The following is a 16,122-nucleotide window of genomic DNA, read 5'->3' as shown; positions in this document are numbered from 1 at the left end:
TCCCATGGCACAAGATCATATAGTCATTCGTGGAGCACGTGTCCATAATCTCAAAGGAGTGGATGTGTTAATTCCGCGCAATAAGTTTGTAGTATTGACTGGGCTTAGTGGCTCAGGAAAATCCTCTCTTGCTTTTGATACCATCTTTGCTGAAGGGCAACGGCGTTATGTAGAGTCATTGTCGGCTTACGCTCGCCAATTTTTGGGGCAGATGGATAAGCCTGATGTAGATGCCATCGAGGGACTATCTCCCGCTATTTCCATTGATCAGAAAACAACAAGCCGGAACCCGCGTTCAACGGTCGGAACTGTAACCGAAATCTATGATTATTTACGACTCCTGTTTGCGCGTGTCGGCCACGCTTATTGTCCAGAGCATGGTATTCGGATTACTTCACAAACGATCCAGCAAATGGTGGATCGGGTGATGGAGCTTCCTGAACGTACACGCATTCAAGTGATGGCACCCCTTATTAAAGGGAGGAAAGGCGAACATGTCAAACTTTTAAAAGACATTGCCCGTCAAGGGTATGTACGTGTACGGATCGATGGAGAAATTCGGGAGCTGACAGACGAGATTCAATTGGAAAAAAATAAAAAGCACACGATTGAAGTGGTCGTGGACCGGATTATTGTGAAAGAAGGAGTAGAAACACGCTTAACTGATTCGATTGAAACCGCTGTTGGTTTATCTGGTGGCGAAGTGTTAATCGATGTGATCGGTGGCGAAGAGATGTTATTTAGCCAAAATTTGGCCTGTCCGGAGTGCGGTTTTAGCATGGATGAATTGTCGCCGCGGATGTTTTCTTTCAACAGCCCGTTTGGCGCATGTCCGACATGTGATGGATTGGGAAGCCGAATGGAGATTGATCCTGCTTTGGTCATTCCTGATCCAAGTCTTTCTCTGAAGCAAGGGGCTATTGAACCATGGGCATCCTCGAGCAGTAATTATTATCAACAGCTGCTGGAAGCGGTGGCCAAACATTTTCAGATTGATATGGATGTGCCGTTTAGCGAATTACCCAAAGACAAGCAAAAACTGATTTTATATGGCAGCAAAGAACGCTTTCCTTTCCGTTATGTAAGTGATTTGGGACAGGTCAGAGAGACGAATGCATTATTTGAAGGGGTTATCAATAACTTGCAAAGGCGGTATCATGAAACTTCATCGGAAATGGTTCGGGAACACCTGGAATCGTATATGAGCACCAAAGTATGCCCGACCTGTAAAGGGGCACGTTTGCGTAAAGAAAGTTTGCACGTTTTGGTGGGCGGAAAAAATATTGACTATGTTACCCGTCTCTCGGTCTCAGAAGCGCTAGCATTTTTTTCGGAATTGGAATTAACTGAAAAAGAAATGAAAATTGCTCGCCAAGTGTTAAAGGAGATAAAAAATCGACTGGGTTTCCTAGTCAATGTAGGATTGGATTATTTGACATTGCACCGGTCTGCTGGAACATTGTCTGGTGGGGAAGCCCAACGGATTCGATTGGCTACCCAAATCGGTTCCAGCCTAATGGGAGTTTTATATATTTTGGATGAGCCAAGTATTGGTTTGCATCAACGGGACAACACGCGGTTAATCCAAACATTGGAAAAAATGAGGGACTTGGGGAATACCTTGATTGTGGTCGAGCATGATGAGGATACGATGCTGGCAGCTGATTATTTAATTGATATCGGGCCTGGAGCAGGAGCGCATGGTGGACAAGTGGTTGCTGCCGGGACTCCGCAAGAAGTAATGGAAAATGAGCAGTCGCTAACCGGACAGTATTTAAGCGGTCGAAAATTTATTCCTTTGCCGAGAGAAAGAAGGAAACCAAATGGTAAATGGTTAGAAGTGATTGGTGCGAAGGAACACAATCTGAAAAATATCGATGTTCGGATTCCTGTGGGAACATTTACTTGTGTTACAGGAGTCTCTGGCTCTGGAAAAAGTACCTTGGTCAATGAAATCATTCATAAAGCCTTGGCGAGGGAATTGCATCGAGCTAAAGTGATTCCTGGTCAATATAAAAAGATCAAGGGCATCGAACATTTCGATAAAGTAATTGATATTGACCAGTCACCGATTGGTCGAACACCACGTAGTAATCCTGCCACTTATACAGGGGTATTTGATGATATTCGCGAAGTGTTTGCTTCAACACAAGAAGCAAAAGTACGTGGCTACCAAAAAGGACGCTTCAGCTTCAATGTGAAAGGCGGACGCTGTGAGGCATGTCGTGGAGATGGGATTATCAAGATCGAGATGCACTTTTTACCGGATGTATATGTTCCTTGTGAAGAATGTAAGGGAAAAAGATATAATCGTGATACCCTCGAAATCAAGTATAAAGGCAAAAATATTTCAGACGTGCTGAACATGACGGTAGAAGAAGCACTGGACTTTTTTGCGAATATCCCGCGAATCAAGCGAAAACTGCAGACTTTGTATGATGTGGGATTGGGATATATAAAACTTGGACAGCCAGCAACTACCTTGTCGGGAGGGGAAGCTCAACGAGTAAAGTTGGCATCAGAGCTGTATCGCAGAAGTAATGGTAGAACTTTATATATTCTGGATGAACCGACCACAGGGCTTCATATTGATGATATTGCCCGTCTATTGGTCGTATTGCAACGCTTGGTAGATAACGGTGATACTGTCCTTGTGATCGAACACAATTTGGATGTCATTAAAACAGCTGACTATATCATTGATCTTGGCCCTGAAGGCGGAAGTGGTGGCGGAATGATTGTTGCCACAGGTACACCTGAAGATATTCAACAGGTTCAGGAATCATATACCGGGCAATACCTAAAACCGATTCTGGAACGAGACCGTTTACGAATGGAAAAAGCGGAAAAAATATTGGCCGAAGTAACTACCACAACCTGATCAGGTGGGCTCGATGAATGCTGGAAAGATTTGGACATATATATGATTAAGGAATCGGTTTCTCAAGGAGAAACCGATTCAATTTTCCTTTTCCTTTCTTTTATTTAACTGGTTTATGGTTTTGGAGCAAAGATGAAGCAGTGTGATCCATTAAAAATGCTTTCTATTTTTTCACGTTTTGTTATTTGACTGGAAAAGGGGATGTCTATAACATAAAAATAAGAATCAATCCAATTTGTTGGCTTGGAGAAAATGTTGGGGGAGGCACACATGATTCGGTGGATTCGTCATTATTACATTGAAATTACAGGAATTTTTGTTTTCGCCGTTTTTATGTACCTATTGAGTTTCGGAGATACGTTTTTTTCATCTACTTCGGATTGGTTACGAAATAACATCTCCGTGTCCAATGAATCGCTTTACAACCTATCTACTATTTTTTTTGGTATTTTTATTGAGGGATTACCATTTATTTTGTTGGGAGTCTTTGTCTCCAGCCTGATTCATGTATTCGTTAAAGAAGAAACGGTATGGCGCTGGCTTCCCAAAAGTCCCTTGCTCTCTATTCCACTGGCAGCTTGTTTGGGATTGGTTTTGCCGATTTGTGAATGTGGAATCGTTCCTGTGGCTCGGCGTTTGATCGAAAAAGGGTTCCCTTCGCATGTAGCGTTTACCTTTTTGTTAGCGGCTCCTGTGGTGAATCCTGTCACCATTGTTTCTACTTATATGGCTTTTGGAGACAGCTGGTATATGGTATGGCTTCGTTTATCTTTGGCTGTAGGAATTGCAATTATAATGGGAGTGCTGTTTCTTCTTTTCTTTTCTGACAAGAACATTTTAAAAGGGGAAAGAGACCAGATTCATGATTGTACGGAACACTGCCATCATGATGATCATGATCATGCAGATGAAGGCCGTCTCGTTCATGCGCTATATCATTCGATTTTTGAGTTTATTGATATGAGTAAATACTTTATTCTCGGAGGAATAATCGCTGCGTCATTCCAAACGTTTATTGGGATCAGTGCGATTAAAGAGGTAGCAAGTGATGGAGTGCTCGGTATTCTATTAATGATGGGACTAGCATTTGGTTTGTCCATTTGTTCATCAGCGGATGCATTTGTAGCGGCATCATTTCGTACTGCTCTTTCCACAGCGCCGATGATGGCTTTTCTCGTCTATGGACCGATGATGGATTTGAAAAATCTGTTGATGATGTCTGGCAGTTTTCGTTGGTCCGTCACCTTGTTTTTATTTGGTGGAACCACGTGTTTAACTTTGGTATCCGTGTGGCTGTTTTTATAAAGAAAGGAGGAAGCGACATTGACAGCTTGGCTAAGGATGATTATTTGCTTTGGATTGGCTCTGATGCTTTGCAGTCTACTCGTTACAGGCGAAATTTCACTATTTGTGCATCCTAAATTCCGCTGGCTCATCGGGGTTAGTATTGCGTTTTTAATGATATTGGGATTAATTCAGCTCTGGAATTTGGACGGGAAGGAAATGCACACTATTCGGCATTGGAGTTATGCGATTGTACTGCTTCCTCTCATTTTATTTGTTGTAGTACCACCAAAAGCCTTAGATGCAAGCATTGCGGCAAAAAAAGGTGTTACGTACATGGATTCGAAAGCAATAGCAAAGCAAAAAGAAAGTGCTAAGCAAACAGAGAAAGAAGATCCGGGGGAAGATGTTGTTCAATCGTTTCGCAAGAAAGTGGAGCCATTAAAAAAGAAATCGATCATTGAAATAGATGAAGAGAATTATGGTGAGCTGTATACGTTGATTTACTCTTTTCCATCTGAATTGAAAGGAAAGAAAATAAAAGTCAAAGGATTTGTGTATTTAGATCCCAATATTCAACAGAATGAGTTCGTTCTTGGAAGGTTTACCGTTACTTGCTGTACAGCGGATGCCAGTGTGATCGGATTTGTTTTTAAAACAGAGAAACCGTTTAAAGAGAATCAATGGCTGGAAGCGACAGGAACAATTCAAACACGGAAAGAAAATGGAGCTGATGTCCCAGTCATTCGGTTGGATTCTTATGAGTTGATTCCTGCTCCCAAAGATCCCTATGTTTACTTTTAAAACGTTCCCCCCAGTTTCCTTCATTTATATAAATGCCGAGGGTCTATATCGATCATGAACATCAGCTTCTACAGGGGGATTCAGATAGCGTACAGAGCGTGCCACTTACTCTTCATTTATTTTCTCCAAAGTAGTTAGCACATTTATTTCTCCTCGTCAAGATGTTATCAGCTCCAAAATCATGAAAGGCTCATATACTGAATAAATAGGTTGGCTTTAAATTTTTGGTATGGATTTGCATGGTTGTCAATGAGAAAGGGAAATGTTAATAAGGGGGTGAGGGGAGATGAGTTGGCTAGTTAAATGGATCATAAAAACGCTTTTAATAGGAATCAGTGTTTATGTTGCCGCGAGTTATATTGACGGGATTTATATAGAAAGCGTTGGAGCAGCTATATTAATGTCAATCATTTTGGCTGTCTTAAATACATTAATCCGTCCCATTCTTGTTTTTCTAACGCTGCCGATTAACATACTGACATTGGGGCTTTTTATCTTGGTGATCAATGCGTTCCTCTTTTGGTTTGCGGGGATGTTGGTGGATGGACTCCGTATAGAAGGAGTGATTCCAGCTGTCTTGGGTGCCTTGGTAGTTAGTATTGTTTCATGGATTTTAGATCTGATTTTGAATCGAAAGTAAAAAGTGCCTGCCATACGCAGACACTTGAAAGATGATCACCTAGTCTCTAGTCTATTGCTAACTAGAACTAGGTTTTTATTTTTGTTTCAGTTAAACTTGCTGGATTTCGATTAACTCGGCTCGAAGGATATAGCGCTCAGGTGCGTTGCCTACATAGTCAAAGGGATAACAGGTAGTAAGGGAAAGCACCGGACGGGCAATGGGAACAATAACCGTTCGATCCTCTGCGTGGGTAATCCATGTTTTACGAATCTGATAGGTAAACACTTTGTTGCTATAGCGAATGTAAATCTTGTCGCCGATTTGTAGCTTATTGATGTTTCTGAACAAAGTATCACGATGGCCGGACAAGACTACATGCCCTGTCTCACCTGGCAAAACCGTACCTCCGCCAATAAACCGCCCGACCCCTTTCGATAGCGCATATTCATTGGTTCCTTCGACAATCGGGAGTGTAGACTGCAGGCGTGGAACGATTAGCTCGCCAATCTTGTCCCCAATTTTGGGTTTCTTCGGGTATGGTACTCCCTGATCGAGGGTAGGGTGTTTTGTACGGTTGGCCCAATCTTTTAAAAAAGTTTCTGCTGCCGAGATGTCTTGATCAACCAGGCTTGCTTCTTTCCACCAGTGATAGGCATTATAAAAAAGAAGGATGCCCCCGGCAATAATGAAGAGCCAAGCTAGTTTTCGAATCAAAGCAAATCTCTCCTCTTACCTTTAAGCACGTCGAAACTGAAAGAGAATGGCTCCGAGGGCTAATAGAACGATCCCCGTAACGATGCCGTTCGGATAGGAAGTAGCGGTATTTGGCAATTTGGCGCCATTACCTGTATTGTCATTGGTTGATGTCGATGAGCCAGTGATTTGCATGGTTTTGGTGTTACTGAGTTCAGTATCGATGTCATCTAATTTTCCGCTAAAGGAGACATGTGTATCATAGGAACCTGATGGTACATTTTCAAACTCGGCTGTAAATGAGATATCTGTTGCTTCCCCTTCTTTTGGTGCCTGAGTGGTTTGTGAAGGGGATTGATTTTGATCAGTTGTTCCATTGGTCGTATTTTGAGAAGAATTGTCTGTGGTATTTTGGGAAGTACCATCTGTTGTCGTTGTATTGCTATTATTATTTGAGTTAGTATCGTCTTGAAGAGTTGTTGACAGGTCATTGGATGTATCTGTATTGTTGGTTGCAGATCCTTGTTGGGAACTTTTTAGTTCGACTTTCCATTTCCCATCGACTTTACTTACATTTTTGAACGTACCTGTAATGGCATGTTTTCCGGATTCATTTTTGTAATCGATCGTAATGCCTGGTAGTACATGTTCTTTACTTGCTAAAACTTTTTCTCCTGCTTGATTATTTTTATTTTCTTTAAATTGAATCTGGGCAGTATATTTATCTGCTTGAGCTACGTTGCTAACATTCAAAGTGGCAGTAATATTGTTTTCAGGGCTTTTCGACTCGTAGACCAGCTCGCTGCTGTTATTGATTTTGATTTGCCAAAATCCGGTTACTTCCCCTGTTCCGTAAGACAAATTTATCGAGACTTCACTGAGCTTGTCGTTGTCATATTTCACCGTCTGGTTGTTAATTTTTATTTCTCCTCCGCCCTCTGCACTGGCTGTATTTACTGGTAAAATCAATAAAAGCAGGACGAAAGCAGAAAAAAAGCCAATTAAGCGCCTCAAACAATCCTCCTCCTTTTTTCGGGGGCTAAGGTTTCTGGGATTTACTTTATTCCCATTATAAAATATAGGTATATTTTTGATATGAACAGCTATGGGAAATTTTGTTGAACAATTATGCAGCGACTGGTTGTTTCAGCCGCTGTTGCTGGGAGGTTTACTCATGGGAAGAATTACAGTAAAGGATATTGTAAAACAGTTCGAGCTAGAGATTTTATGCGGTAAAACGGGCTTGAATCGTGTTGTGACCGTGAGTGATCTGTATCGGCCTGGACTTGAATTGGCTGGCTTTTTTACACACCATCCTGTAGAAAGGTTACAATTACTGGGAAAAACAGAGCTCGCCTTTTTAGAAAGTTTACCGAAAGATGTAAGAGAAGAGCGCTTTTACAGGCTTTGCCATCCAGATCTGCCCTGTATCTGTATCACAAGAGGTCTCTCTGTTCCAGAAGAACTCATCAGAGCCGCACAGGATAATCAGGTTCCACTTTTACGTACATCCATGCCGACAACCCGCTTTGCCAGTAAATTGACGAACTACCTGGAAAAGCATTTGGCTCCTACCACCACCATTCATGGTGTTTTGGTCGATGTACACGGTGTTGGAGTCTTGATTTTGGGAGATAGTGGAATCGGTAAGAGTGAGACAGCATTGGAGCTTGTAAAGAGAGGGCATTTATTGGTAGCAGATGATGCTGTAGAGATTACGCAGTTGGAAGAGGATGTATTGGAAGGATCAGCTCCTGAACTGATTCGCTATTTATTGGAAATACGGGGTCTGGGCATTATTAACGTTATGACTCTTTTTGGTGCCGGTTCTGTACGGGACAAGAAAAAGATTTCTTTGGTCATTCGCTTGGAAAACTGGCAAGAAAGCAGACAATATGACCGTTTGGGTTTGGATGAGGAACGGATGCGCATTATGGATACCGAATTACCCCTCCTTACCGTTCCTGTACGACCTGGAAGAAACCTAGCCGTTATTATTGAAGTAGCCGCAATGAATTACCGCTTGAAGGCAATGGGTTATGATGCGGCCAAACAATTTGTACAAAAACTGGGTGAAACGATTGAAGAAGCGGATGATGTTGATTAAATTTATATTTATCTATCTAAACTTTTTAAGGGTTGGTCTCAATTATTTCAGGTTAAAAATCTCTCTGCCAGCACGGCTGGTTTTTGGTTTTTTCCAATTTGGGAAGTAGACGTACTGGACAGGGTCATAGTTCAGACAACCAGGAGTTTGGCAGAAACCATAACCGTCTTTTACTAAAACACAATTTTTTTGACCACACTCAATACAATCAAACAGTTCATGTTCTGAGTGCGATTTAATATTTAACATAAACACAACCCTCCTATGTATTTTCTTATTGTATATTAGTTTGATATTGCATGTCCATAATAATGAAAAAATTTTGCTAAATGTTAATAGGTTTGGTGGGGAAAAAACGGTATAATCACATTCGTTTTGATAAACGAGGAGGATGCGTCTGCTTTTGGATGCCGTCCATGTCGAAAGTCATTGGTTTTCCTTCAAAAAAGTTTTGGGGTACAATGAAATGGATAGTAAACAGCTGGTGTTGTGAGTGATGAACAGAAAGGAGTTTGATAATGTTTAATCTTGCCGTAATCGATCCTGTTGCCTTTTCACTTGGTCCGATCCAGGTTCATTGGTATGGGATATTAATCGGGACTGGTGCTTTGCTTGGACTATGGTTAGCAACACGAGAAGCAAAGCGGCTAGGCGTGGACCCGGAAAAAATACTGGATATGATGATTTGGGTGATTCCTGCCGCCATTATTGGGGCAAGGCTTTATTATGTCATTTTTGAATGGGATTACTATAGAAGCCACCCACAAGATATCATTGCCGTTTGGAAGGGTGGTTTGGCGATTCATGGTGGATTGATTGGAGCATTTTTAGCCGGTTATTTCTTTGTAAAAAAGCATCATCTTCGTTTTTTGGTTCTGGCAGATATCGTCGCACCAAGTATCATTTTGGGGCAGGCGATTGGTCGCTGGGGGAATTTTGTGAACCAAGAGGCTCATGGTGGTCCTGTCAGCCGTTCTTTTTTGGAGGGACTTCATCTACCTGATTGGATCATTGAGCAGATGAATATTCAAGGTACATACTATCATCCTACTTTTTTATATGAATCGCTGTGGAATTTAATAGGATTTGGACTTTTGTTGTTAATGCGCAAATGGAATCCGAAGCGTGGCGAGATCTTCTTCACCTATTTTATGTGGTATTCACTTGGACGATTCTTTATTGAAGGGCTCCGTACAGATAGTTTGACTTTTACGGGTCCTGATTGGTTAGCCAGCTTGCTTAATTTCTTATGGTCACCGATGAACCTGCTCTTTTCACCTGGAGCCATGGAGAATGGAAATATTCGGGTTGCTCAATTAGTCAGTTTTACTTTAATTTTATTCGCAATTGGCATGATAGTTTGGAGACGAAAAAAAGGGCTAGCAGAGGAATCCTATACAGAGGTTAACAGTGTATCTACCCAAGCACAATAAGTGGGAGTGAAAAAAATGAAATACTCCGTTGTGTTATTTGATCTGGATGGAACTCTGATCAATACAAATGAACTGATTCTGACTTCGTTTCTGTACACCTTGGAAAAACATTGCCCTGGCAAATACACGAAAGAAGACATTATCGCTCGGATGGGTCAGCCCTTGGTTGAGCAGATGCGATTTTTTGATGAAAGACAAGCTGAAGAAATGGTTAAAACCTATCAAGTACATAATGAATCCCATCATGATGAACTGGTAAAAGAGTTTCCCTATGTACGGGAAGTGTTGGCTGATTTACATCAAGCAGGAATTAAAATGGGAGTTGTCACCAATAAACGTCGCAAAATGGCCGAGATGGGTTTGAAACGCTTTGGTCTTGATCAGTGGATGCAAGTGGTTGTTTGTGTTGAAGATACGAAACAGGCCAAACCAGCTCCTGATATGATACATCTGGCACTGGAAAAGCTGGCAGCTCCAAAAGAATCTGCATTAATGGTAGGAGATAGCCGTTTTGATCTGTTGGCGGCTGAACGGGCAGGGATCGATTCTGCAGCGGTTGGTTGGAGCTTGCATTTAGAAGAATTGGAAGCTTATCATCCAACATATGTATTGCATGATATGCGTGACTTATTAAACATGATGGGAATCTCCAAGGTGAAGCAAGGGGCAAAGTTCGAATGAGAAAGACCAAGCGCTACCTAGTGAAAGGCAGCAATTCACTTTGGCAGTTGTATCAGACAATCTCTTTTTGGAAAGTGTTCAAAAATACATTAATTATCGTCGTCGCTCGTTACATCCCTTTTTTTGGTTTGAAAAACTGGTTATATCGCAAATGTTTGGGAATGAAAATCGGAGAGCAAACGGCGATTGCATTTATGGTTATGATGGATATTCTATATCCCGAAAAAATATCGATTGGCAAGAATACGATTATTGGTTACAATAGCACCATTCTCACGCATGAATACTTGGTTTCTGAATATCGATTGGGAGATGTTCAGATTGGAGATCATGTCATGATTGGGGCCAATACTACGATTCTGCCAGGTGTAACCATAGGGGATCATGCAGTAATTGGGGCCGGTTCTGTCGTGACAAAAGATATTCCCCCCTATGCTTTTGCGGCAGGTAACCCGATCCGAATCATCCGTGAAGGGAAAAAAGAAGATCAAGTGGAATAAAGTGCACAGTAGAGACAATCAAAAGCTGTTCCGGCAGAAGGAAAGATTGGAACAACTGATTCGTTCATGGGACGCTTAGCGTTTTAAGCGTTCTTTTTTCATTTACAATTAAAGCTTCCATTTCCAATGGGATTCGTTTAAAATGATTTGCAATATATCACAGTATGAACTGGGAGTGTTCCATCTATGACACATGTTGTATCTGATTTGGCAGCACGTTCAAAATGGTCTGTGTTAAAAGATATCGAAGTGGCGGAAGTTTCGCCAGCAAGCCATCCCATTCAAGCAGAGTTAGTTGTGCCTGGAAGCAAAAGTTTGACAAATCGTGCTTTGATTATGGCGGCACTTGCTCATGGTGAATCTGAATTATCTGGTATTTTGAAAAGTGATGATTCTTACTGGTGTATCCAGACATTAAAAGAACTGGGTGTAGAAGTTAAAATAACAGGTGATACGGCAAAGGTTTACGGAATGGGTGGAAACTGGCCGGTAAAACAGGCAGAGGTATATATTGGAGCTGCAGGAACAACGGCCCGTTTTCTGCCTGGAGCATTGGCAGCCGCCAAAGGCGGAAATTGGGTGATTCGGGCTAGCAAGCGGATGAGCGAGAGACCCATGCATCCGCTCATTACAGCTTTGCAACAACTGGGAGCCAGTATTCGTTACCTGGAGAAGGAAGGGTATTTACCCATTGAAATTCGTGGAGAGGGATTGAAAGGTGGAGAAGTACACATTTCGGGAAGTACTTCCAGTCAGTTTATCAGTGGATTGCTCATTGCAAGTGCTTTAGCTGAAAATCCGGTAACCATCTGCATTACAGATCATATCGTACAACATGCGTATGTAAAGATGACGATTGATTTATTAGAACAGTTCGGCATTCATGTTGACCACGATGACTCGTTAACGATGATGCGAGTGAAACCGCAAAGCTATCATGCACGCCGTTTGCAACTGGAAGCAGATGCCTCAACAGCCGGATACTTTTTTGCTTTGGCGGCTCTGACCAATGGACGAGTACGAATTACAAATCTTTCTTACCAAACGCGACAGCCGGATATCCAACTTGTGGATGTATTTGAACGGATGGGATGTCGTGTGACTAGAGGAAACGGGTTTATTGAACTGGAAGGAGTCCAACAATTAAAAGGGGGATTTGATATTTCCATGAAGGAGATGTCAGATCAAACCTTAACCTTGGCGGCCGTCGCTCCATTCGCTGATGGTCCCATTGCAATTCATGACGTTGCGCATATACGCCATCATGAATGTGATCGGATTTCGGCGATTGTTCAGCTATTAACTCAAATGGGAATTCGAGTGGAAGAAAGAAAAGATGGATTGACAGTCTATCCGGGACAGCCGAAGGCAGCTGAGCTTTTTGCTTATGATGACCATCGAGTGGCGATGTCACTCGCCCTGATTGGAGCCAAAGTACCAGGAATCCGCATTTTGGACCCTGGTTGTGTGTCGAAAACGTGCCCACAGTATTTCAACGAATTGGAAAAGCTGGGATTGCAAGTGAAGCTGGAGAAAAAGGCGACATCCTAATCTGAAAACGGGAAGGGCCAGGATATTGATAAGGGCTGGCTGAAAGGATTTTCTTCATTTTGGCAACAGAAATGGAAGGAAAAAGAATCCCAATGGTAAAGTGAAATATGAATAATATAGCGGCATCCTGTGAGGATGTCGCTCTTGTTTTATCAAGATGATAGCCAGAAGAGGATCGGAAGAGTGGAGTCCGTCCTTTCCTTTTTTTATCCTATTAAACACATCGGCCAATGGCTTCCTGAATGGACGTCAGTCCATCCTTCTCTAACAGTTGAAGTAACTCTTCGTTAATCAGGCGGGCAATCGATGGGCCACGGTAAATCATGCCTGTATATACTTGAACCAAATTGGCACCGGCACATATTTTTTCATACGCATCTTTGCCGGTGAAGATCCCTCCTACACCAATCAAAGGAATTCGTCCTTCTGTCATGCGATAGATTTGTCTGATTAACTCCGTCGAGCGCTCACGTAAAGGTCGTCCGCTTAGACCGCCTGTTTCATTTTGTTTGGAAGAACGGAGTCCATCGCGAGATAGTGTGGTATTGGTAGCAATGATACCATCGATTCCCAGAGACACCGCTGTCTGAACGATATCCGTTATTTGTTCAGTAGTCAGATCAGGTGCTATTTTCAGGAGTACGGGTTGTTTTTTAGCATGTTCTTTGGCGAGCCGATCACGTTCAGTCAGGATCGAAGATAATAGCTCTTGAAGAGCTTGAACCTGTTGAAGATCTCGTAATCCTTTCGTATTTGGTGAGCTGATATTGATCACAAAATAGTCCCCTTCAAGATAAAGAGTAGCCAGTCCCTGACAATAGTCATCACTTGCCTGTTCGTTGGGAGTATCTTTGTTTTTTCCCAAATTGATCCCTATGGGGATGGATGGACGTGGAAGTTGGGAGAAAGTGCGTTTTGCTTCTTCGATCCCATGATTGTTAAAGCCCATTCGGTTAATAACCGCTTCATCTTCCACCAGGCGGAAGAGCCGCGGTTTAGGATTCCCTCCCTGTGGACGTGGCGTGAGCGTTCCTACTTCGACAAAACCGAAGCCAAGGGCAGCAAGGGCTGGATATACGTTGGCGTGTTTATCAAAACCAGCAGCCAGTCCAACTGGATTCGTGAATGTTTGTCCAAAATATTGACTATGCAGACGGGAATCATGGACTGTCATTTTTTTTGTAAAATATTTCTTTAACAATGGGTTAGCTTGCATCATCTGCAGAGCCAGAATTGTCCAATTGTGCGCAGATTCTGGATCCATTTGAAAAAGAAGTGGACGTATGGTGTTATACATGTGCTGCTTCCTTTCCAGCAAAATATTCGTACAGTAGCATAACACATTCCCTGCAGTTTGCCAAAAAGTTAAATATAAGGTTAACAGGAAAAATATTTTTTTGATGGATAAAAATGGAACAATTCCTTTTTTATTCCTTTATTATACGTATCATTCAAATTTATCAATAGTATGACTTACATGAAAAATATTTTACGCCATGTTACTTATCTAACAAATAAGTTAAGTATCATTTAAAAGTGATTGAATGAATGCATGCACGGGAATCAATAAGGCACACTCTCCACAATTGATATGGAAAGGAGTGAGATGAATGAAAAAACACCCCTTCATATGTTTAATATTTACAATATTTTGTTTGATTATAATGAATAGCTTGTACGCAATTCCAGCAGTTGCTGAGGAGAGAAAGCATACGCTGGATGATTCAAATAAATTCGCTTCTTTTCTGGATCCATTCATTCATGAAAAGATGAAAGAAAAGAAAATACCAGGAGCTGCATTTGTTATGGTAAAGGATGGAAAAGTGTTTTATGCCAAAGGATACGGATATGGAGATCTGGAAAAGAAAAAGCCTGTTCGTGTAGATCAAACATTATTCCGTGTAGCTTCCATTTCTAAACTGGTTACGGCGACAGCAGCCATGCAATTGGTTGAACAAGGAAAAGTGGATCTGCATGCAAATGTCAATCAATATTTAAAACAGATTAAACTCCCGCAGTATGATAATCAACCAATCACTCTCCATCATTTATTAACACATACTTCTGGTTTGGATGATTCACGCGAGATGGTAAACGTCTCCAATTCAAAAGAAGCGTTACCACCCGGAGAGATTACACAATCCTTTATCCATCCGCCTGTTCGTCCACCCGGAAAAATGGTGAGCTATTCCAATACAGGGATTGAAATTGTAGGCAGAATCATTACGGATGTGACCGGAGTTCCTTTTGCCCAATATGTTAAAAAGCAGATTTTTACTCCTCTCCAAATGAAAAATAGTACGTTTATACAAGATTTTCCTGAACATGATAAAGAGAATTTGGCCCTGGGATACCGTTTGATTCAGGGAAAAAATGTTCCCCAGCCTTTCTCCTGCATTCAGGGAGGCGCTTATGGTTCCATGATGGCGACACCACTGGATTTGGCTTCTTTTATGATTGCTCATTTGCAAGGTGGAAAAGTAAACGGAAAGCGTATTTTACAACAGCAAACAGTAAACAGGATGCACCTCCAACATTTTACTCCTGACCCGCGGATGCCGGGAATGGCTTATGGTTTTTTCACTGAGATGAAAAATGGTCGACGTGCTTTATTTCATGAAGGAAAAATTGCTGAAGCAACCAGTATTCTTTATTTAATTCCCGAAGAAAATGTGGGTTTTTTCTTCATTTATAATCGCAATTTCATGGATGAACCGGGGCGTCCTTTAACACAAGAAGTGAAAGATGTATTGATGGATCGGTATTTTTTGGATATTGAGAATGTACTGGCACTGGCCCAGCCGCTTCTGTATCAGCCTAAACTGGATTCAAGCAAGTTTGCGGGTACGTATCGTGCTACTCTTTACTCTGCTCATTCCATGGAGAAAATTGCCGCTTTGTTTTTTCAGGTTCGATTAAAGGAAAATCAACGAGGAGCGTTGGAAAGTAAAGGAGTCTTCAAAAAATTCCCTGTGCTGGTTCCCGTTAAGTCAGGTTTGTTTAAAATGCTGGGCAAAGATCAGCAGATTGTCTTTAAAGAAAATCAGCAAGGGAAAGTTGAATATTTCTATGTTGAAGGGGATACGATTTCTTATGAACGGATTCCCTGGTATGAAACAGATCTGTTTCATTTTAGTCTTCTTGGCTGGTTTATTGTTATTTTTTTAATCAGTACATGGGGGATTGCTGTATATGTTTGGAGGTGGATAGCAAAGAAACCGGGAAAATTCCTTGTTCTTCTTTCAGGGCTCATTGGGCTATTCAATATCCTTTTCCTGGTTGGCATCTTTGTCTGGTTACTGCGCCCGATGATGAGCGAATTCTGGGGAGCCTTAAGCTTTGGGGTTCCGTGGGAGCTAAAGCTGACTAGCATGATTCCGCTTATTACAGGCAGTCTATCCATCGCAGTGATCTCGAAGGCCATTCAATTACCTCATGGAACATGGTCGATGAAGATCTTTCGTTCTTATTATTTAACAGTTGCCTGGAGTGGATTGGGCTTTGTTCTCTTTACTTGGTATTGGAATTTGGTTTGGCTCTCTTATTAATTGGATTTGAAAGATCAG

General features: G+C 41.8%; 14 protein-coding genes. 10 read left to right on the top strand and 4 right to left on the bottom strand.

From position 1 onward, the window contains the following. Positions 1–4 precede the first annotated feature (4 nt). The 4 genes from uvrA (at position 5) to BMZ78_RS01030 (ending at position 5,609) form a co-directional block, all read left to right on the top strand. Positions 5–2,881 (top strand): excinuclease ABC subunit UvrA, encoded by a 2,877-nt coding sequence (gene uvrA, locus BMZ78_RS01045; protein WP_093227205.1) that lies wholly within the window; start codon positions 5–7, stop codon positions 2,879–2,881. 270 nt (positions 2,882–3,151) lie between these two features. Continuing rightward, on the top strand, positions 3,152–4,186 hold the full coding sequence (locus BMZ78_RS01040) for a permease (RefSeq protein ID WP_175482226.1): 1,035 nt from the start codon (positions 3,152–3,154) through the stop codon (positions 4,184–4,186). 18 nt (positions 4,187–4,204) lie between these two features. After that, entirely contained in the window at positions 4,205–4,969 is a 765-nt protein-coding gene (locus BMZ78_RS01035; protein WP_093227202.1) for a TIGR03943 family putative permease subunit, read from the top strand. 286 nt (positions 4,970–5,255) lie between these two features. Then, positions 5,256–5,609: a phage holin family protein gene (locus BMZ78_RS01030; RefSeq protein WP_093227200.1), complete on the top strand. Its 354-nt coding sequence runs from the start codon at positions 5,256–5,258 to the stop codon at positions 5,607–5,609. Positions 5,610–5,699: 90 nt separating this feature from the next. Here the strand turns inward: BMZ78_RS01030 and BMZ78_RS01025 are convergent, their stop codons facing one another. Both BMZ78_RS01025 and BMZ78_RS01020 read right to left on the bottom strand, forming a co-directional pair. After that, on the bottom strand, positions 5,700–6,305 hold the full coding sequence (locus BMZ78_RS01025) for a class D sortase (protein ID WP_093227199.1): 606 nt from the start codon (positions 6,303–6,305) through the stop codon (positions 5,700–5,702). Positions 6,306–6,326: 21 nt separating this feature from the next. After that, positions 6,327–7,298: an LPXTG cell wall anchor domain-containing protein gene (locus BMZ78_RS01020; protein WP_093227197.1), complete on the bottom strand. Its 972-nt coding sequence runs from the start codon at positions 7,296–7,298 to the stop codon at positions 6,327–6,329. Positions 7,299–7,458: 160 nt separating this feature from the next. Between BMZ78_RS01020 and hprK the strand changes: the two genes are divergently transcribed. Beyond that, entirely contained in the window at positions 7,459–8,391 is a 933-nt protein-coding gene (hprK, locus tag BMZ78_RS01015) for an HPr(Ser) kinase/phosphatase (RefSeq protein ID WP_093227196.1), read from the top strand. 42 nt (positions 8,392–8,433) lie between these two features. Here the strand turns inward: hprK and BMZ78_RS01010 are convergent, their stop codons facing one another. Further along, positions 8,434–8,640 carry a hypothetical protein gene (locus BMZ78_RS01010; RefSeq protein WP_093227194.1) on the bottom strand — a complete coding sequence of 69 codons (207 nt, stop codon included), beginning with the start codon at positions 8,638–8,640 and terminating at the stop codon, positions 8,434–8,436. 269 nt (positions 8,641–8,909) lie between these two features. On the opposite strand from BMZ78_RS01010, the gene lgt reads away from it, so the two are divergent. The 4 genes from lgt to aroA all read left to right on the top strand — a co-directional run bounded on the left by lgt (position 8,910) and on the right by aroA (position 12,556). Beyond that, positions 8,910–9,824, top strand: coding sequence for a prolipoprotein diacylglyceryl transferase (gene lgt / locus BMZ78_RS01005; protein WP_139203240.1), 915 nt, complete (start codon positions 8,910–8,912; stop codon positions 9,822–9,824). 15 nt (positions 9,825–9,839) lie between these two features. After that, positions 9,840–10,505, top strand: coding sequence for a pyrophosphatase PpaX (ppaX, locus tag BMZ78_RS01000; protein ID WP_093227192.1), 666 nt, complete (start codon positions 9,840–9,842; stop codon positions 10,503–10,505). Continuing rightward, positions 10,502–11,005, top strand: a complete 504-nt coding sequence (locus tag BMZ78_RS00995; RefSeq protein WP_093227190.1) for an acyltransferase — start codon at positions 10,502–10,504, stop codon at positions 11,003–11,005. Before ppaX ends, BMZ78_RS00995 begins: the two co-directional genes overlap by 4 nt. 186 nt (positions 11,006–11,191) lie before the next feature. Beyond that, complete coding sequence (gene aroA, locus BMZ78_RS00990) at positions 11,192–12,556, top strand: 3-phosphoshikimate 1-carboxyvinyltransferase (protein ID WP_093227188.1); 1,365 nt, start codon at positions 11,192–11,194, stop codon at positions 12,554–12,556. A gap of 214 nt (positions 12,557–12,770) precedes the next feature. Here the strand turns inward: aroA and BMZ78_RS00985 are convergent, their stop codons facing one another. Further along, positions 12,771–13,853, bottom strand: coding sequence for a quinone-dependent dihydroorotate dehydrogenase (locus tag BMZ78_RS00985; RefSeq protein WP_093227186.1), 1,083 nt, complete (start codon positions 13,851–13,853; stop codon positions 12,771–12,773). A gap of 367 nt (positions 13,854–14,220) precedes the next feature. Here BMZ78_RS00985 and BMZ78_RS00980 point away from each other — a divergent pair, with 367 nt between their 5' ends. Then, on the top strand, positions 14,221–16,104 hold the full coding sequence (locus tag BMZ78_RS00980) for a serine hydrolase domain-containing protein (protein WP_175482224.1): 1,884 nt from the start codon (positions 14,221–14,223) through the stop codon (positions 16,102–16,104). Positions 16,105–16,122 lie beyond the last annotated feature (18 nt).

Origin of the sequence: Thermoflavimicrobium dichotomicum (assembly GCF_900114055.1) — a bacterium.
Classification (GTDB): Bacteria; Bacillota; Bacilli; order Thermoactinomycetales; family Thermoactinomycetaceae; genus Thermoflavimicrobium; species Thermoflavimicrobium dichotomicum.
This window is presented reverse-complemented; position numbering and strand designations above follow the sequence as displayed.

Coding starts and splice junctions, on each gene's coding strand:
- uvrA (WP_093227205.1), top strand. CDS start 5: ATGGCACAAGATCATATAGTCATTCGTGGAGCACGTGTCCATAATCTC.
- BMZ78_RS01040 (WP_175482226.1), top strand. CDS start 3,152: ATGATTCGGTGGATTCGTCATTATTACATTGAAATTACAGGAATTTTT.
- BMZ78_RS01030 (WP_093227200.1), top strand. CDS start 5,256: ATGAGTTGGCTAGTTAAATGGATCATAAAAACGCTTTTAATAGGAATC.
- hprK (WP_093227196.1), top strand. CDS start 7,459: ATGGGAAGAATTACAGTAAAGGATATTGTAAAACAGTTCGAGCTAGAG.
- BMZ78_RS01010 (WP_093227194.1), bottom strand. CDS start 8,640: ATGTTAAATATTAAATCGCACTCAGAACATGAACTGTTTGATTGTATT.
- lgt (WP_139203240.1), top strand. CDS start 8,910: ATGTTTAATCTTGCCGTAATCGATCCTGTTGCCTTTTCACTTGGTCCG.
- ppaX (WP_093227192.1), top strand. CDS start 9,840: ATGAAATACTCCGTTGTGTTATTTGATCTGGATGGAACTCTGATCAAT.
- BMZ78_RS00995 (WP_093227190.1), top strand. CDS start 10,502: ATGAGAAAGACCAAGCGCTACCTAGTGAAAGGCAGCAATTCACTTTGG.
- aroA (WP_093227188.1), top strand. CDS start 11,192: ATGACACATGTTGTATCTGATTTGGCAGCACGTTCAAAATGGTCTGTG.
- BMZ78_RS00985 (WP_093227186.1), bottom strand. CDS start 13,853: ATGTATAACACCATACGTCCACTTCTTTTTCAAATGGATCCAGAATCT.
- BMZ78_RS00980 (WP_175482224.1), top strand. CDS start 14,221: ATGAATAGCTTGTACGCAATTCCAGCAGTTGCTGAGGAGAGAAAGCAT.